This window comes from Desulforhabdus amnigena, from assembly GCF_027925305.1.
Lineage (GTDB): Bacteria > Desulfobacterota > Syntrophobacteria > Syntrophobacterales > Syntrophobacteraceae > Desulforhabdus > Desulforhabdus amnigena.
In genome coordinates this window covers 1,376,913-1,395,136 of record NZ_BSDR01000001.1, presented here as the reverse complement: position 1 = coordinate 1,395,136, position 18,224 = coordinate 1,376,913, and the positions used below count along the sequence as shown (strand labels likewise).

Below are 18,224 nucleotides of genomic sequence, written 5' to 3'. Positions count from 1 at the left end.
TGCATCACATCTTCTGCGGTGCGGCGACTCCGAGGAGTTCCAAAGCATTTCGTATGACTTCGCGTACCGCTCCTGCCAGGTACAATCGGGCTTTGGTCAGTTCCATGTCCTCTCCCAGAATGCGGTTTCGATTGTAGTAACTGTGAAAGAGCGAAACCAGTTCATGGAGATAGTAGGGTATGAAATGAGGCTGCAACGCATTCGCACAGTTGGCCAGAACCGCGGGATATTCACCCAGAAGCTTCATGAGTTCCAGCTCCTGAGGCTCCATGAGGCGATCCAGATTGCAGAAGATATCTTGCGGTGAATCCTTCTCGATAATACCACGTTCCCTGGCCACTTCGAAAATACTGCAAAGCCTCGCGTGCGCGTATTGTACGTAATAGACCGGGTTGTCGTTGCTCTGCATTTTGGCTACGTCCAGGTCGAAATCAAGCTGACTGTCGGACCGGCGCGTGAGAAAAATGAATCGCGATGCATCTTTTCCCACTTCGTCCAGGACTTCGCGCAACGTGACGAATTCTCCGGATCTTGTAGACATGGCTACCGGCACACCACCTCGCAGAAGGTTGACCAGTTGTACGAGGATGATCTTGAGATCGCTCCGCTGACGGCCCATGGCCTCGATTCCCGCAAGCATCCTTTCGACATAACCGTGGTGATCGGCGCCCCAAATGTCGACCACGATATCGAAACCGCGGTTGAACTTGTTTTTGTGATAGGCCAGATCCGCCGCAAAGTAGGTGCTGATGCCGTTGGCGCGAATAACGACCCTGTCTTTTTCGTCTCCGAAAGCAGTACTCCGGAACCACTTGGCCCCTTCTTCTTCGTAGATGTATCCACGGGCCTCCAATTCTTCGATGGTGGTACGAATGGCGTCTTCGTCGTGGAGGCTCTGTTCGCTGAACCATTTGTCAATAGTGACACCGAAGATTTCCAGGTCTTCCTTGATTCCTGAAAGAATACGGTCTCCTGCATAGCGGGTAAAAACCGGGAGAACTTCATCCAGTGGAGCCAAGTGATATTTCCTGCCCACCTCTTCTGCAAACTCGCGGGCCAGATCGCGCATGTAGTCGCCCTGATAATGTCCCTCGGGAAACTCAATGGTTTCACCCATAACCTCCTGATAGCGATAGTAGAGGCTTCGGCCAAGGGTGTTCATCTGGTTGCCGGCGTCGTTGATGTAATATTCCCGCTCCACTTCGAAACCGCATGTTTTTAAAATGCGGGCCAGAACGTCTCCCGTTGCGGCTCCGCGTCCGTGCCCGATATGGAGAGGCCCCGTCGGATTGGCACTCACAAACTCCACCTGGACCTTTTTGCCTCGCCCAAAATCCTGATGTCCATAGGTTTGGGGATCACGGAAGATTTCTCTCAGGACTGCATGCCACGCGCGGGGCTGAACAAAAATATTGATAAAGCCCGGCCCTGCGATGTCAATCTTTTGGATGATTTGGTCCGTGTCTTTCAGATTATTGACGATCTGGTTCGCTATTTCCCTCGGGTTGCGTTTCAACTGACGCGTCAGGCTCAGAGCGACGTTTGTGGCGTAATCCCCATGCTGAGACGCTTTTGGAATATCCAATTCGATGCTTATACCGGTTGATGCGGTCTCTTCGGCTGCACCCAACAGGGGGGAGATCGCCTCGGCAAGCATTTCGATGATCCGGTTTCGAACAATGGTCATGAGTAGGGTTTCCTCCTTCTATTATCTATTTCAAGTTGCTCACGGTTATATATCACCCTTACGGGTGGTGCAAGTTTCTCGTGAGCCGAAAGATTACTGTGGGTAAGGGCGATAAGCGTGCCCCGATAAAATGCGGCCGTTGATTGATCTCTTTGCAACAAAACAAAAATATGCTAGGCCATCTGAGCACTGGATACATGGAAAAAATATTGGAGGGAAAATACGGGATGTCAGAGGGCTATTTTTTTACCGTTGCGGGACTCATCTGTTTCTTCGAGGGGCTGCCTTATTTTGCTTCTCCCGATCATTTGAAGGCCTGGCTGCTGAAGGTCTGTACCATGTCCAACCGGCACATTCGCATCCTGGGAGGAGCCATGATGGTTCTGGGACTTCTCCTGGTCTATTGGGGGAGACACCATGGGGGGTAATGGCGGCATCGCCTATCATCTTCGGGACTATTCCTACAATCTGCCCGAAGAATTGATCGCCCAAGTTCCGTCAAGCACCCGCGAAGCTTCACGCCTTCTGGTCCTGGACCGTTCCAGGGACGTGGTGGAACACCGCTGTTTCAACGAAGTCTCCCGCTATTTGCGGCCGGGCGACCTGCTTGTCGTCAACGACACCCGTGTCGTTCCGGCAAGGCTTCATGGAAACAAGGAAACAGGGGGAAGAGTCGAATTGCTGGTGCTTGATCCCTATAAGTCTCCCGAGCGGGGAGAGGCGGAAGGCTACAGATGTCTTGTCAAGGCGGCCAAGCGAACCAAACCGGGTAGCGTCATCGAGCTGGAGGGTGGAGAGCGGGCAAAAGTTCTTACGCCGTTGAATGAGGGCAAGGCGATGGTGCGCTTTCTCAGTTCCGAACCTCTTCTGACTCTTTTGGACCGCATCGGTGAGGTGCCCCTTCCACCCTACATCCGTCGTGATGATGGTATAGCTCCCGTGAATGATTCAGCCTCTTATCAGACGGTTTATGCCAGCAGTCCGGGAGCCGTGGCGGCCCCGACGGCCGGCCTTCATTTCAGCGATGCCATGCTGCAGGAACTGAAGGAAGGCGGAATCGAACAGGCCAGAGTGACGCTCCATGTGGGCTATGGAACTTTTGCTCCCATCCGCGTGGAGGATATCCGGGATCATGAGATGCATTCTGAATACGTGGAAGTGAGCCCCAAGGCGTCGGAACGCATCGGCAAGGCCAGAAAGGAAGGGCGTCGGGTTGTGGCTGTTGGAACCACCGTGGTGCGCACTCTGGAATGGGTTGCCTTGAAATGCGGCGCCCTGCGCCCCTATTCCGGGCTCTGCAACCACTATATCTATCCGGGATACCGGTTTCAAATGGTCGATGCCATGATCACCAACTTCCACCTGCCACAGTCGACCCTTCTGCTCCTGGTTTCGGCTTTCGCCGGTCGGGAAAGGATTTTGAAGGCTTATGGCGAAGCCATCGACAACCGGTATCGTTTTTTCAGCTATGGTGATGCCATGCTGATTCTTTGAGGCAGGCGGAGAATCCTTTCTGCCTCATCTGCTCATCCGCGGATATGCAAGTGATGGTGAAAGATTACAAAAGAGGATGCAAACAGTGGACTTTGAAGTCATTGCTCATGACCCTTCTTCCGGAGCACGGCGCGGAAGGTTTGTCACAAGCCACAGTACGGTGGAGACGCCTGTCTTCATGCCCGTGGGAACCCAGGCAACAGTGAAAAGCCTTTCTCCCGATGAACTGAAAGATCTCGGCGCCCGCATCATTCTCGGGAATACCTATCATCTCTATTTGAGGCCTGGATCGGAGCGGGTGAGCCGCCTGGGCGGTCTTCACTCCTTCATGGGCTGGGACGGTTCCATTTTGACGGACAGCGGCGGATTTCAGGTTTTCAGCCTGGCCAGGATCAACAAGATCGAAGAAGATGGGGTTGTGTTTCAGTCGCATATCGATGGTTCCCGCCACATGATCCGGCCCGAGACCTCCATGGAGATCCAGATGCATCTCGGTTCCGACATCGCCATGTGCTTCGATGAGTGTACCACTTATCCGGTGGCCTACGAATATGCCCGGGAATCCATGGAGCGGACGGTCCGATGGGCCCGGCGCTGCAAGGATGCACACACCCGTGAGGATCAGGCTCTCTTTGGCATCGTTCAAGGAAGTGTTTTCATGGATCTACGGGAAGCCTGCCTGGAAAAACTCGTGGAAATCGGTTTTGACGGATATGCTCTGGGGAGCCTCTCCGTCGGGGAAAGCAAGGAACAGATGCTCGAAGTTCTGGAAACCATGGCTCCACGACTCCCCGCATCCCACCCCCGCTACCTCATGGGCGTAGGAACTCCTGAAGATCTCGTGGAAGGGGTACGACTGGGGGTGGACATGTTTGACTGTGTCATGCCCACCCGCAACGCACGGAACGGAATGCTCTTCACCTCATGGGGCAGCATTCAGATCAAGAACAGCGGCTATGCCGAAGACCGGAATCCCATAGAACCCGGATGCACTTGTTACACCTGTCGGCACTTCTCGCGAGCCTATCTGCGCCATCTTTTCATGGCTCGGGAGCTTCTGGCCTATCGCCTCAATACCATTCACAATCTTCACTATTATCTGAATCTTATGGCCGGTATGCGAAAAGCCATCGAACAAGGCCGTTTTGAAGAATGGCGAAAGGAATTTTACGCAGTAAGAAGTGGAGACTACTAGCCCACAGTGCATGGAAAGCTTGGGATGTGTCGATCAATAAGCCGTGGTGTTCTAGGTTCCGGCCAAAAGCGTGCGGGAATGACGAGAGGCAGCTCGCAAAGTCATTCCCGCGAAGGCGCATCATCTATTTTCTATCCGGAGATCAAATGCCGCTGCGGGTAGATGCGACTTTGAAGAGAACCTGTTTTTCCTCGCCACACCAGTGTGTCTCGAGAAGCTTTTGCGGTTTGACTTTGCTGCCGTCGAGTTCGATTTCTTCACACCCTTCCCAGAAACTCTCCGCTTGTCCTTTGAAAAAATCCTGAAGCACCTTGCCGTCGATCCAGATGCCTTTTTCAAGAAAGCCACGGCCCAGTTCGTCAATGAGCAAATTGAAGAGCTTCAGTTTGAACATTGCTTCCCCTTCCGATGCACACTCTTCACCGGCTGTGTAGGTGATTTGTGAACGCAACGCGGCGTAGAAACCTCCGCGCCGCAATGTCGCGCCGACCAACCCCGGCATGGCTGCTGAAATCGCTATGGTGGCCCCATCCGCAGGGATGGCCCGTTCAATGTTGTCCACGGCTTTACCATCGATGAAAATGGTTTGGATCCTTTCTTCCAGGTATTCAGAGCTGATGCCGGGTTGTTGGCAAAGAAGACTCTTGAGACTGCATCCCCTCCGAGCCTTTACCATGAAACCCCGTTGGAGGAGTTGGAAGAAACGGGGAATGTATTCTTCCTGGAAAATAAGATTGAGGGTTTGATGTTGCAAAATATTTGAAGTGTTTTCTACTTGCGGTGTTCCGGAACCAGCCATGATATCATTTCCTTTTGAAGGTTCGTCGCTCTATTTTCTTCACGCAAAACTCTATGAAATATATTCCATCCCGTTTTCAAAACAACCTCTCGAAGTCGTTTTTTCTGTCATGTGCGGTATCAAAAGCATTTTATAAATAAAATCCAATAGTAAAATAAATAATGACAAAAATATGTGTTTGGTTGACAAATAATTGAAACGACTTACTGTTATTTACGAAAGGGCTTTCGGTAAAGGAGTAAGCCCATGAAAATGACGAGAATATTTACAACGATTGTAATGGCATGGTTGATGATTGCTGCAACCACAGTTCGGGTCAGTCCGATCAATCCGCAGGATCCGGTGAGGGGACCGACGAACAGTTCACCTCAAGTGCATATAGCTCCTAACGGTGATAGGGTCGGGCATTATCCTCCCTATTTCTATCCCGGCAATTAACCCCGGAGATGGATAGAGGGTTTGAGGAATGTGAACGGTACATCTGAGCGAGCGAAGTGTAGCTCACCGCCAAAAATAAGAAAGAAAAAGGGGTAAAAACGGGAATCTTGACCTGTTTTACCTTTTGTCACTTTATTGAGGAGGTAATGGAATGAAAAGCAAAGATACTTCGCCGATGGTGTGGGCGAAAGACAAGACCGGTCATAGGTACTTGTGTGAAGCCGGCTCCTTGAGCGATGTCAACACAGTGTATGAGGATGAAAAAGGGTTTTGTATAGACGATGATTCCCGCCTGGGATCCAGGAACCGGGTGCCCGGTGATGGCAAGATCAGGTTTGCAGAATCAGTCAGTCTGAACTGATAACTGAGTGTTTGTAACGAGGAGAACCGGGAAGGAGCATTAATCCTTTGGTTCTCCTTGTTTTTTGGTTTCTACTCCTTTCTGCGATTTTGATTCTGTCTGGAAATGAAAGCTTCCAGCGCCGTCCGATGTTCGGGAGTATGATGGCAGAGGGCTTGAAATGAAGCGGACAGTTCAAGAGTTTCCTCCAGGGTTTTGCCCTGTGCGAAATGGAAAAGCCGCTTGGTCATGCGCAAAGTGGCGGAGGGTTGCCTGGCAATTTCCGAGGCAATTTCCATGCAGCGTTCCAGGAGTTTTTCGTGCGGGGTCACTTCGGTCACAAGCCCGATGCGCAGGGCCTCATGGGCATCGATAATGCGGCAGGTGAAAGCAAGCTCGCAGGCCTTTGAAAAACCGACGATTCGAGGCAGGAAAAAAGCTCCCCCGTCTCCAGGGATCAAACCCAGTGAAGCGAAGGTTTCTCCGAAACGAGCCTTATCGCTTGCAATGCGTATGTCGCACATGCAGGAAAGATCGCAACCGGCGCCTATGGCCGGTCCGTTCACGGCGGCAATCGTCGGGACATCCAGACGGTGAAGCGCCAAGGGAATTCTCTGGATTCCCCTGCGATAGTTTTCCCGTATTTCCGACGGATTTCCTGAAAACATTCCTCCCTTCCTTTCCATATCCTTGATGTTGCCGCCGGCGGAAAAGGCGGGCCCTGCGCCGGTAAGAACAAGGACGGAGAAGCTAAAGTCACGCTGAACAACCTGGCAGGCATCCTCGATTTCTCCTATGATTCCCTCGTCTGTCAGTGCATTTCGAATGTCAGGCCGGTTCAATGTGAGAACTGCAATAGATCCTTTCCGTTCGAAAAGAATTTCTTGATACGCCATTTCATCGCTCCTCATATTTTTCCAAAAATTGAGAGATTTTCCTTTTAAAATATATCATTCTTTTAAACTATGGCCGTTCTTCATTTTTGGGTTTGTAGAGGGGTGCAAAATCATCGGAGAATAACCATGGTTCCTTCTCTGTGCAATATTTTTCATGTTTCGTTGTGACCGCTCCGGTCATGGAGGTTAAACAGGAAAAACCGCCGACGTAAGCCAGACCGATCATTTTTGCCGCTCCGAATGTAACTCGTGTACAGACTGTCTCTATTGGCATTTGAGTAAAAGTTACCGAGGATTGCCTGGATCCCAAGTCCCCCGACCTTACGAGGATCATCCAAAATGAGAATTGCCGGAATATCCGTCTCGTTCTTGACAGCCCGATCGTTGCGGGGTATTGAATACTTATAGACGATCTCGGGAATTTACTTTGCAGTAAGAAGCTGCAGTGGTTTTTTGATTCGGGATCAGTTTAAGCAAATAAAGCCAGGAAGGCTTTGACGGGGGAGTTATCCGTCGGTCGTTCCCGGCTTTTTTGTTTGTTCGGAACCAACTCCCGATGTCCCTTTTTATTTGACCAAGTGATCCTTTCTTCTTTCTGTCAAGGGGAGCCGTATGGATCTCCAGCCGAAGCATTGAGAGCGGTATTCTACGACGGGCTGAACTATATTCAAGGGATGGTAAGAATGGATTTCGACAATCGGTTTTGTCATTGTTATAAATGAATTTTGCAGGGGAATGCAGATTGGTGAAGTTCACTCTGGAAAAGCGGCATGTGTGTCCGGAAAAGGCCGAGCACGGTTAAGCCGCCAAAGGACGAAGTTTTTGGGACTGCTTTCTTTGAGGGAGGAGACGAAATGTGTGAAGCCAATGCATATCTGCTCAAGGGTGATCAGCAAGAACTCATCATGGAAAGTGTCGATATCCTCAGGCCGGAAGAGGGAAAGGTCTACATTCAGGATATTTTCGGTGGACAGCGATGGGTTGAAGGCAGAATAAAAGAAATGAATCTTGTCCAGCATCGAATTTTGCTGACTCAGGACTGATGTGACAAACGAGAAGCGGGACAGATCTCTCATGGAAGAATTCGCCCCGGCAATGGCGAGGCGGATGCATCGATGCATCCGCCTCTTCGGGTCATCCCCGGGACGTACAGAACCTAAATGTTAATGACCGTGAACATGGGGTTCTGCCTCATGGCCGGGATGGTCATGATCGTGAGGCCCGTGTTCCCCCGTGTGCTCATGATCATGTACCTGGGAAGCGCCGCCATGGGTGTGCTCATGGAGGTGTTCATGCAGGTGCTCATGAGCGTGGGAATGTGTGTGTTCATGAGTGTGAACCTTCCCGTCATGGGAATGCTCATGGGAATGCGTGTGCTCGTGTGTATGAGCATGCAGATGCTTGTGTTCGTGTTTTCCTTCCATGATAATCCTCCTTCTCCTAGTTCTTTAGGTTTTCGGTGCTCTTCATGAGCCCATTTAAGCCTATATGCTAAGCTGCAACCCAGGAATTGTCAATCATTACAGTTGATCTTTGTTGGTTCAATGGCACCGATGACGATAGTTTTTACGACGGATTGATTCAAATCAGAAGCATCCCGCCAGCGGGTTTTCCAGCTCTTGCCACCGCTTTCGGTGGTCAGCAGGCCTTGCCCTCCAGAATTTATGAATATGATCCATCCCATTTGGCTCATCAGGTTTTGTTGACCGCTCTGAATCTTTAACTATTGGACCAAAGTCCAATATCGATCCCCACATTGTTTTTGTATAAATTATAACGAGTTCTCCCGGAAGACGTCACCTGCCGGATCTTCAAACCCCGGCTGACACCGGAGCTTGCTACAAACGTTTTTTCGCTTGATCGACTTTTGTAGGCGTTCCACGCAGGGGGCCGGGATGTGCTGTGCAGACGTTGCAGTGCAATTTTCTAACGCCGTAGAAAGATAAGATGCCGGCCCTTGCGCTCCAGGAGGACCACCTTACTTGTTCAGTCTTTCGGTCTTAAAATTTGGACAGTCTACGAAGACGACCAAGGAGACGTGCTATGCAGGAAGGTAAGTTGGATCTTACTATATCCCGATTGGGCGAGTGTCGAATCCCGTCCCCCATGCCCGGTACGCATTTCGTCGACGACGAAGACCATGTGCTCTATGACAACAACCTGCGGAAAATCCAAGAGTATTTGAAGGCAAGCAAGACGCCGCCGTTCTTTGAAAAGGCCGGTCCCAGAGCCAAGATCTATTTCGATCCCGCCAAACTGAAATGTGGGATCGTGACGTGCGGCGGCCTCTGCCCTGGTTTGAATGATGTTATTCGGGCGATCGTGATGAGCCTTTTCCACCATTACGGAGTGCAGAACATATTTGGCTTCCCTTACGGATATGAGGGGCTCAGTTGTCGGCACAAGCACGTGCCCGTGGAGCTGACTCTAAATTCGGTGGCAAGGATCCATGAGCAGGGAGGAACGATCCTGGGTTCTTCCCGCGGACCTCAAGATGTCTCCGAAATGGTGGATACGCTGGAACGGATGAAGATAGGGATCCTCTTTACCATAGGAGGGGACGGCACCTTGCGGGGAGGACAGGCGATCGCGGAGGAAGCCGGGAAGCGCGGGCTGAAGATCGCCGTGATCGGAGTCCCCAAGACCATCGACAACGACATATCCTATGTGCAGAGGTCCTTCGGTTTTGAAACGGCTGTTACGGAGGCCGGAGCCGCAATAGTTTCAGCCCATACAGAGGCAAAAGGAGCGAGGAACGGTATTGGTCTGGTAAAGCTGATGGGACGCGAATCGGGCTTTATTGCAGCATTCGCTGCCCTAGCTTACAATGATGTGAACTACTGCTTGATTCCGGAGCTTCCATTTACGCTGAAGGGCTTTCTTGAGGCCCTTGAAAAGCGGTTGGACGAAAAAGGGCATGCCGTCATCGTGGTGGGAGAAGGGGCGGGCCAGGATCTCATGCAAAAGACGCAACAGCTGGACGCTTCAGGAAATATCCGCTTTGGAGATATCGGGAGCTTCCTGCGCGATCAGATCAATGCCCACTTCAAAGGACTCGGAAAAGAGATCAACCTCAAATACATCGATCCCAGTTACATCATACGGAGCGTGCCGGCCAATGCTCACGACTCGGCGTTCTGCCTGCTTCTCGGTCAAAACGCAGTGCATGCGGGCATGGCCGGGCGGACCAACATGGTGGTAGGCGACTGGGGTGGCGCATTCACCCATGTCCCCATCCCTATGGCTGTCTCCAAGCGAAAGAAGATCGATCCGGATGGAAGGTTGTGGAACATCGTCCTGGCGTCAACAGGCCAGCCGGCAAGGATGTGATCATCGCATGAGCGTGGAGGTCGGGAGCCAACATTGCTCTCGCTGTGCCCGCAGCCTTTCACGCCTCGGGCGCCGGCCGCATCGGCCGGATTGTTAACCGTGTTTCCCAGTGAACAGGAGGCCCTATGCCAATCGCTGATTATGAAACCTATTGCAAGATGCTCGATAGAGCCAGGGAAAACCACTTTGCCTATCCGGCGATCAACGTCAGCTCCCTCACTACCGCCAATGCCGTTTTAAAAGGACTGGCCGAGAGCCGAAGCGATGGAATCGTTCAGGTTTCGACAGGGGGAGCGGCTTTCGCCTCCGGGTCATCAGTGAAGGACATGGTGCTGGGGGCCATTTCCATAGCGGAGCATGTCCACAGGGTCGCCGACCGCTATGACATATACGTCGCTCTGCACACGGACCATTGCCAGGCCCAGCTGCTGGATAGTTTTCTCATCCCTCTTGTGGAGGAAACGGAGAGACGTCGGAAGGCCGGGCTTCCCAACCTTTTCAACAGTCACATGTTTGACGGAAGCGCTCTGCCCTTGAAGGAAAACCTGGACATTGCCGTTCCGCTTCTCGATCGCTGCCACCGAAACGACTTGATTTTAGAGGTCGAGGCCGGAGTGGTCGGCGGCGAGGAGGATGGAATCAAAGCGGAAGGCGCACCCGCCGAGAAGCTCTACACCACGCCTGAAGACATGCTGCAGGTCGCCCGACGTCTGGGAGCCGTCAAGGGATCACGGTTTCTTCTTGCCGCCACTTTCGGCAATGTTCACGGAGTTTATAAACCCGGACATGTGAAGCTTAAACCGTCTATCCTCAAAGATGGCCAGGATGCCGTTGAAAAAGAATATGGCAAGGATGCGAGGTTCTATCTCGTATTCCATGGCGGTTCCGGTTCGCTTCCGGAAGAGATTCATGAAGCCATCGATTACGGCGTCGTGAAGATGAACATCGACACGGACACCCAGTATGCCTTCACACGGGCCATAGTCGACCACATGTTCAAGAACTACGACGAAGTGCTCAAGGTAGACGGTGAAGTGGGCAACAAGAAGAAATATGATCCCCGGTCTTACCTTGCCATGGCTGAGGCGTCCATGGCCGAGAGGGTCAAAATGGCTGTGACCGCCCTCCGCGGGGTAGGCACCACCCTCTGTGCCGTGAAGTGATTTTCATCCAGAGCATCATGGAGCTGCAAAATGGTCAAGAGATTCGAAGCCAGGCAATCAGCAGCGGATGTTTGTGTCGGTGGTCGTTCAGACATGAGTCTTGAAGGCTTGAGGCGCACTTTTCGCGAACACGTCTTTTACACCCAGGGCCGCTTTCCAATGGGTGCCAGCAGGAACGATCTCTATATGGCTCTTGCCTACACGGTCAGGGATCAGCTTCTGCATCGCTGGATCAGGACCGTTGAGCAACTGGGGAGGGAGGACATCAAGATCGTCAGTTATCTCTCGGCTGAATTCCTTCTGGGTCCCCACTTGGAAAACAATCTGATCAACCTCGGCCTTTACGAGGATGTTCGAAGGACTGCTGAGGAAGAGGGGCTTGATATTCAGGTCCTATTCGACCAGGAGGAGGAGCCCGGGCTTGGCAATGGGGGGCTGGGCAGGCTGGCGGCGTGCTATCTCGATTCCCTTGCAACACTCGAGATCCCTGCCATGGGATATGGCATCCGCTACGAGTTCGGTATTTTCGACCAGGAAATCCGGGACGGCTGGCAGGTGGAGCACACGGACCAGTGGCTCCGACTGGGCAACCCCTGGGAGATCGCTCGACCGGAGATCACCTATCACGTGAATTTTGGGGGGCGCACCGAGCCCTATGAAGACGAGCAGGGCCGCTACCGGGTTCGATGGATTCCCTACAGGACCGTGAAGGGGGTCGCATACGACACTCCCATCCTGGGATACCGTGTGAATACCTGCAACCTGTTAAGGCTCTGGAAAGCCGAGGCGGTTGAATCCTTTGAGTTCGAGGCCTTCAATGTGGGGGACTACTATGGGGCCGTGGATCAGAAGATTTATTCGGAAAACATCACCAAGGTGCTCTACCCCAATGACGAACCCATCCAGGGCAAACAGTTGCGGCTTGAACAACAGTATTTTTTCGTTTCCTGTTCCCTCCAGGACATGGTGCGGATTTACAAACTGCTCGGAGGTGACCTGAGCCGGTTTTCCAGTCACTTCGCCATCCAGCTCAACGATACCCATCCCGCCATAGGCGTTGCCGAACTGATGCGTCTTCTCGTGGACGAAAACGGTATGGACTGGGAACCGGCATGGGAGGTCACGTGCAATACGTTCGGCTATACCAATCATACCCTTCTTCCGGAAGCCCTCGAAAAGTGGCCGGTTGACCTGTTCGCCGGACTTTTCCCCAGGCACATGGAAATCATTTACGAGATCAACCGGCGTTTCCTCGATGAGGTCAGGAATCGGTTCCCCGGGGACGAAGATCGGGTGGCCAGGATGTCCCTCATCGACGAGAGCGGTGAACGCTACGTGCGCATGGCGCATCTGGCCTGCGTCGGCAGCCATGCCGTCAACGGGGTGGCGGAGCTCCATACCCGCTTGCTCAAAGAAGAGGTTCTGCGCGATTTCTACGAGATGATGCCTGAAAAGTTCAACAACAAGACCAATGGGGTCACACCGCGCCGCTTTGTGGTTTTGAGCAATCCTGGACTCAGCCGGCTCATTACCGGAAAAATCGGTGAGACCTGGGTCAGCAGGCCGGAGGAGCTCAGGCGACTCGAGAAGTTTGTCGACGATCCCGCTTTTCGCGAGGAGTGGCGCCGGGTGAAGCTCGAGAATAAGAAAAATCTCGCCCGGCTGATCCGCGAACGCACCGGGATCGAAGTGGATCCTTCTTCGATGTTTGACATCCAGGTGAAACGTCTCCACGAGTACAAACGTCAGCATCTGAACGTTCTCCACATCATAGCCTTGTACAACCGGATCAAACAGGATCCCGCATATGATGTATGTCCCAGGACTTTCATCTTCGGGGGGAAAGCCGCTCCCGGGTATTTCATGGCCAAGCGGATCATCAAACTGATCAATTCCGTGGCCGATGTGGTCAACCATGATTCCGATGTGAACGGGCGGCTCAAGGTCGTCTTCTTTCCCGACTTCAATGTCAAGAACGCAAAATTCATCTATCCAGCCGCGGACTTGTCTGAACAGATTTCCACCGCCGGGAAAGAGGCCTCTGGAACGGGAAACATGAAGTTTTCCATGAATGGGGCTCTGACCATCGGAACCCTGGATGGGGCCAACGTCGAAATCAGGGAGGAAGTGGGTGCCGAGAACTTCTTCCTGTTCGGACTGACGGCTGAGGATGTGACCTCGCTTCAGAAGAACGGATACCAGCCCATGGAGTATTACCGGAGCAACCCGGAGCTCCAGGCGGTCATCGAACGCATCAGTTCGGGCTATTTTTCCAACGGCGACCAGGAACTGTTCAGCCCCCTGGTCGATTCGCTCCTTTTCCACGATACGTTCATGTTGTTGGCCGATTTCGGAGCCTATATGGATGCCCAAAGGCAGGTCGAAGAAGCCTATCGCGACCAAGAACGCTGGACCCGCATGTCCATCCTTAACGTTGCTCGCATGGGCAAGTTTTCCTCCGACCGGGCAATCCGTGAATATTGCAAGGACATCTGGAAGGTCGAACCCGTTCCTGTAACTTTGGAGTAATCGAGAAGAAGAAATGGGACCTTTGCGCGCAACGGATGAATGGCAACGAGTCGAGGGGGCTCCATGGCCGCTTGGGGCGAGCTGGGTGGAATTGGAGAAGGCGTATAATTTTGCCCTGTACTCGCGCAACGCCACGAGTGTCACTTTGCTGCTCTACACCGAGCGGGATCCCGTCTGCCCGGTCCACCACCGTGTTCTTGATCCCATCCTCAACAAGACCGGCCTGATATGGCATTGCCGAATACCAGAGGAAGAGCTTCGCGGCGCCACTCTCTATGCGTACCGGATCGACGGGCCTTACGACCCGTCCAACGGCCACCGTTTCGATGCTCGGAAGGTGCTCCTCGATCCCTTCGCGATTTCCGTCTATTTCCCGCCGCAATACAGCCGATCCTCAGCTTCAAGGCCGGGTTCCACCGATGGGATGGCGCCTCTCGGAAGGCTTTCCAGGGATCCAATGTCCTTCGACTGGAGCGGGCACTGCCGTCCTCGCCATACCCACGATCTCATCGTTTATGAGCTCCACGTGAAAGGGTTCACCGCAAGGCCCAACTCGGGTGTGAGCCCGGAAAAACGAGGGACCTTTGCCGGGCTGATGGAGAAGATCCCTTATCTCCAGGAGCTCGGAATTACCGTGGTGGAGCTCCTTCCCGTCCACCAGTTCGATCCACAGGAGGGCAATTACTGGGGTTACATGACGCTCAATTTTTTTTCACCCCACCATGACTACGCCTCGGGCGACCCGTACCGGGAATTCTGCACCATGGTGAAGGCTTTTCACACTGCTGGAATCGAGGTGTGGCTTGACGTGGTCTACAACCACACCAGCGAGGCCGGCGATGGTGGTCCGACCTACAGCTATCGCGGTATCGACAATAAAAGCTACTACTTTACCAGGCAGGATACCGGCGAGTATATCAACGACACCGGCTGTGGCAACACACTGAACTGCGCGCATCCCATCGTTCGGGCGCTTGTCCTGTCCAGTCTGCAACACTGGGCGGGGAAGATGCACGTGGACGGGTTCCGCTTCGATCTGGCCTCGATATTTGCGCGCGCACTCGATGGCTCCATGAACACCCTGGATCCGCCGCTGATCGGTGAAATCGGTCTGCTCGGGTATTTGCGTGACGTCAGGCTCGTCGCCGAGGCATGGGATATCGGCAGTTACCTGCTCGGTCGAAGCTTCCCCGGTCTCACGTGGCGGCAGTGGAACGGGAAATTCCGTGACGATATCCGCGCCTTTGTGAAGGGGGACGCGGGCATGATCGGGGCTCTGATGCAACGCCTGTACGGCAGTGACGACCTTTTTCCGGACGGTCCCGTGGAGGTTTACCGCCCCTACCAGAGCGTGAATTTCATTACCGCCCACGACGGTTTTTGCCTCTACGACCTGGTGGCGTACAACCAAAAGCATAACGAAGCCAACGGCCACAACAACACGGATGGAACAGACGACAACCTGAGCTGGAACTGCGGCTGGGAAGGCGATTCGGGGGCTTCCCGGGAAGTTATGGCATTGCGGAAGCAACAGATCAAAAACTTCTTTTGCCTGCTCATGCTCGCCAACGGCACACCCATGTTCTGCGCCGGTGATGAATTCATGAACACTCAGCAAGGGAATAACAACCCTTACAACCAGGACAACGAAATCACCTGGCTGGATTGGGATCTCCTCGAGCACAACCGGGATATGTTCCGCTTTTTCAGATGTATGATCGCATTCCGAAAGGCCCACCCGTCTATCGGGCGCGGTCGCTACTGGCGTGAAGATGTCCAGTGGTATGGAACAACCGGGAGAGTGGACTTTTCCTCCGACTCACGGTCTCTCGCCTACTTCCTGCGTGGGGAGAGGCTCGAAAACAGCGACCTTTATGTGATGATCAACGCCCATTGGGAGGACCTGGTTTTCACCATACGGGAAGGCCGGGCGGACCAGTGGCGCCGCGTTGTGGATACCAGCCTTTCAAGTCCCGATGACATTGCTGAGACAGGAAAGGGACATCCTCTCTCCAGTCTCCGGCATTTGGTGAAAGCCCGGTCGATCGTGGTGCTGGAGCGGTTAAATTCAGTCCGTTCGCGACGGCGAGCGGCGCATCCCCAAACAAAAGGACCAGATGTAAGGAGGCATGTATGAAAATACTCACGGCACCAAGAATGGAGCGGTGTATCGGTTGTCATTCGTGCTCCCTGGCTTGTGCCCGCCTCGTGCACAAGAACCTCTCATGGGATACGGCAGGAATCCGGATATCGTCATCCGGGGGCCTCTCCACGGGATTTGAAGCCAGAACCTGTCTTGCCTGCCTGCCTGCTCCATGTGCGGCGGCTTGCCCCACCGGTGCCTATTCACAGCGGAAAGGAGGAGGAGTAATCGTGAAAAAGAGCCTCTGCATCCGGTGCGGAGAGTGTGCCCGGGCCTGCCCGGTAGATGCTGTTTTTCTCGATTTTACGGGAGAGCCGTTCGTGTGTATTCACTGCGGGCGTTGTGTCCCATTCTGCCCGCATGACTGTCTCGAACTGATGGACGTGGGAGCTGGAGGAACGGAATACAACGACGCTCAGGAGGGTGCATCATGATCAGGGACCATTTCAGGATATTCTCAGTCGACCTTGCCACGGGGCGCGGCAGCATTGAAAACCTCGAGGGCCGGGATACCGTGGGGGGCGGGAGCGGGCTAGCGGCCATGCTCTTTGAGAAGTACGGGCTTTCGGACCGGCCGTGGGACGATCCCGAACAGCCGCTTATCTTCGCCATAGGCCCGCTCACCGGGTACTTTCCGCTCATGAGCAAGACCGTTTGCGCCTTCAAGTCTCCTTACCATGATCAGTACGCCGAAAGCCACGGCGGGGGGCGCTCCGCTCTCTCACTTCGGTTTGCGGACCTCGACGCACTGGTGATCCGGGGCAAGGCACCCACGCCCTCCTGCCTGTCAGTGGGCTCACGCCACCTGGATCTCAGGGACGTTCACTTCCTTTGGGGCATGGATCTAATCAAAACCGGCAAGATGCTCCGGCGCATGTATAAGGGGTCGGGGCACCGGAGTATCCTGAGAATCGGGCCGGCGGGCGAGAACCGCTCAGCCATGGCCTGTATCAACGTGGACACTTATCGCCATTTCGGAAGGCTCGGGTGCGGCGCGGTGATGGGTGCAAAGAACCTCAAGGGCATCGTGATCATGGGGGACGGTGCGTTCCCGCTTCCCGAGGGGAAAGAATATCCGAAGCTCTTTGCCGAGGTGCATCGGAAAATGACGGACACCGATATGATGGAAAAGTACCACAACTTCGGCACCCCCATCAACATGGCGGTCTTGAACGGCATCCACGCTCTCCCCATCCGGAACCTCCAGAAGACTAGCGACCCGGATATCGAAGGGATCACAGGTGAGACCTTTGCCCGGGACACTCTGCTGCGCAACGCAGCCTGTGCCGGCTGCCCCGTCGGATGCATTCACGTCGGATTTGTCCGGGAGCGGTTCAGAGAAGAGAACCGTTACCTCTATCGGCAGGTTTCCTACGACCATGAACCGATCTTTGCCGCTGGCGCGATGCTCCATGTGACCAATGCCTTCTCCGTGCTTGCTCTCCTCGATACGGTTGAGAGAGAGGGGCTCGATATCATGTCCGCCGGGGTCGCCCTGGCGTGGGCCACAGAGGCCCTTGAGAAAGGCATCATTTCGACTAAGGAGACCATCGTCCCCCTTAGGTTCGGTGATGAGACTGCCTACCGGGAAGCGTTCCAACACCTTGGTGCGTCTTCCAACGATTTTTACCGGATTCTCGGACAGGGGACCATGAAGGCCGCCGAGCACTACGGGGGAGCCGATTTCGCCTGTGTGCTCGGTCAGGAGATGGCAGGCTATGCCACCGGTGAGGTCTTTTTCGTCTCTCAGGCCCTTGGCCTTCGGCATTCTCATCTGGATACAGGCGGTTACTCTTACGATCAGAAAGATAAAGAACCGGATGTAGCCGGTGCGGTCCGGTTTCTGGTTGAAGACGAGCGGGCGAGAGTGCTTCTTACTTCCCTGGTGAGCTGCTTATTCGCCAGAGGCGTTTACAAAGAGCAGGTCATCTCCGATTGCCTGCGCTCCGTCGGCTATACGACGCTTTCCGACCGGATCGGCACTGTTTCCGGCGAGGTCCAGAAACTCCGATGGCGAATGCGTCTCCGCACGGGCTTCGATCCGCATACCGTTTCGATACCCAAACGTTTCCTCGAAGTCGAGACCTGGAGGGGGCGGATAGACGGGATTTACCTGAATGAGATCAAGGACGCCTACGCAGAAGCGATCCTGGCTCTTGCTCGCGATGAGTGTGAGACTTACTAATAATGAAGATAACTGCCAAGGGGAG

At 53.7% G+C, this 18,224-nt stretch carries 16 protein-coding genes; 12 read left to right on the top strand and 4 right to left on the bottom strand.

Annotation, left to right across the window (positions count from 1 at the left end):
- Positions 1–4: 4 nt before the first annotated feature.
- A complete protein-coding gene (argS, locus tag QMG16_RS06020; protein WP_281792978.1) occupies positions 5–1,687 on the bottom strand; it encodes an arginine--tRNA ligase in 1,683 nt (560 codons plus the stop codon).
- Positions 1,688–1,884: 197 nt separating this feature from the next.
- Between argS and QMG16_RS06015 the strand changes: the two genes are divergently transcribed.
- The 3 genes from QMG16_RS06015 (at position 1,885) to tgt (ending at position 4,376) form a co-directional block, all read left to right on the top strand.
- Positions 1,885–2,115: a DUF2065 domain-containing protein gene (locus QMG16_RS06015; protein ID WP_281792976.1), complete on the top strand. Its 231-nt coding sequence runs from the start codon at positions 1,885–1,887 to the stop codon at positions 2,113–2,115.
- The gene (gene queA / locus QMG16_RS06010; RefSeq protein WP_281792975.1) at positions 2,105–3,181 is read left to right on the top strand and encodes a tRNA preQ1(34) S-adenosylmethionine ribosyltransferase-isomerase QueA; all 1,077 of its coding nucleotides are present in this window, start codon (positions 2,105–2,107) and stop codon (positions 3,179–3,181) included. The genes QMG16_RS06015 and queA overlap by 11 nt, the downstream gene beginning before the upstream one ends.
- A 76-nt stretch (positions 3,182–3,257) precedes the next feature.
- The gene (tgt, locus tag QMG16_RS06005; RefSeq protein ID WP_373878658.1) at positions 3,258–4,376 is read left to right on the top strand and encodes a tRNA guanosine(34) transglycosylase Tgt; all 1,119 of its coding nucleotides are present in this window, start codon (positions 3,258–3,260) and stop codon (positions 4,374–4,376) included.
- Positions 4,377–4,518: 142 nt separating this feature from the next.
- Here the strand turns inward: tgt and QMG16_RS06000 are convergent, their stop codons facing one another.
- Positions 4,519–5,175 (bottom strand): hypothetical protein, encoded by a 657-nt coding sequence (locus QMG16_RS06000; protein ID WP_281792973.1) that lies wholly within the window; start codon positions 5,173–5,175, stop codon positions 4,519–4,521.
- A gap of 589 nt (positions 5,176–5,764) precedes the next feature.
- Here QMG16_RS06000 and QMG16_RS05995 point away from each other — a divergent pair.
- Positions 5,765–5,974 (top strand): hypothetical protein, encoded by a 210-nt coding sequence (locus tag QMG16_RS05995; RefSeq protein WP_281792972.1) that lies wholly within the window; start codon positions 5,765–5,767, stop codon positions 5,972–5,974.
- Positions 5,975–6,045: 71 nt separating this feature from the next.
- Here QMG16_RS05995 and QMG16_RS05990 read toward each other — a convergent pair whose 3' ends face one another.
- The gene (locus QMG16_RS05990) at positions 6,046–6,849 is read right to left on the bottom strand and encodes a crotonase/enoyl-CoA hydratase family protein (protein ID WP_281792971.1); all 804 of its coding nucleotides are present in this window, start codon (positions 6,847–6,849) and stop codon (positions 6,046–6,048) included.
- Between the two features lie 854 nt (positions 6,850–7,703).
- On the opposite strand from QMG16_RS05990, the gene QMG16_RS05985 reads away from it, so the two are divergent.
- On the top strand, positions 7,704–7,892 hold the full coding sequence (locus tag QMG16_RS05985) for a CooT family nickel-binding protein (protein WP_281792969.1): 189 nt from the start codon (positions 7,704–7,706) through the stop codon (positions 7,890–7,892).
- 117 nt (positions 7,893–8,009) lie between these two features.
- A complete protein-coding gene (locus tag QMG16_RS05980; protein WP_281792968.1) occupies positions 8,010–8,321 on the top strand; it encodes a hypothetical protein in 312 nt (103 codons plus the stop codon).
- Between the two features lie 41 nt (positions 8,322–8,362).
- Here QMG16_RS05980 and QMG16_RS05975 read toward each other — a convergent pair whose 3' ends face one another.
- Positions 8,363–8,533, bottom strand: coding sequence for a hypothetical protein (locus QMG16_RS05975; RefSeq protein ID WP_281792967.1), 171 nt, complete (start codon positions 8,531–8,533; stop codon positions 8,363–8,365).
- 359 nt (positions 8,534–8,892) lie between these two features.
- Between QMG16_RS05975 and QMG16_RS05970 the strand changes: the two genes are divergently transcribed.
- From QMG16_RS05970 to QMG16_RS05945, 6 genes are all read left to right on the top strand, one after another.
- Positions 8,893–10,179 carry an ATP-dependent 6-phosphofructokinase gene (locus QMG16_RS05970; RefSeq protein WP_281792965.1) on the top strand — a complete coding sequence of 429 codons (1,287 nt, stop codon included), beginning with the start codon at positions 8,893–8,895 and terminating at the stop codon, positions 10,177–10,179.
- A 125-nt stretch (positions 10,180–10,304) separates the two neighbouring features.
- Complete coding sequence (gene fbaA / locus QMG16_RS05965) at positions 10,305–11,342, top strand: class II fructose-bisphosphate aldolase (protein ID WP_281792963.1); 1,038 nt, start codon at positions 10,305–10,307, stop codon at positions 11,340–11,342.
- Positions 11,343–11,372: 30 nt separating this feature from the next.
- On the top strand, positions 11,373–13,871 hold the full coding sequence (locus tag QMG16_RS05960; protein WP_281792961.1) for a glycogen/starch/alpha-glucan phosphorylase: 2,499 nt from the start codon (positions 11,373–11,375) through the stop codon (positions 13,869–13,871).
- A gap of 13 nt (positions 13,872–13,884) precedes the next feature.
- Positions 13,885–16,008: a glycogen debranching protein gene (locus tag QMG16_RS05955; protein WP_281792959.1), complete on the top strand. Its 2,124-nt coding sequence runs from the start codon at positions 13,885–13,887 to the stop codon at positions 16,006–16,008.
- Complete coding sequence (locus tag QMG16_RS05950) at positions 16,005–16,448, top strand: 4Fe-4S binding protein (protein ID WP_281792957.1); 444 nt, start codon at positions 16,005–16,007, stop codon at positions 16,446–16,448. The genes QMG16_RS05955 and QMG16_RS05950 overlap by 4 nt, the downstream gene beginning before the upstream one ends.
- Positions 16,445–18,199, top strand: coding sequence for an aldehyde ferredoxin oxidoreductase N-terminal domain-containing protein (locus QMG16_RS05945; RefSeq protein ID WP_281792955.1), 1,755 nt, complete (start codon positions 16,445–16,447; stop codon positions 18,197–18,199). Before QMG16_RS05950 ends, QMG16_RS05945 begins: the two co-directional genes overlap by 4 nt.
- Positions 18,200–18,224 lie beyond the last annotated feature (25 nt).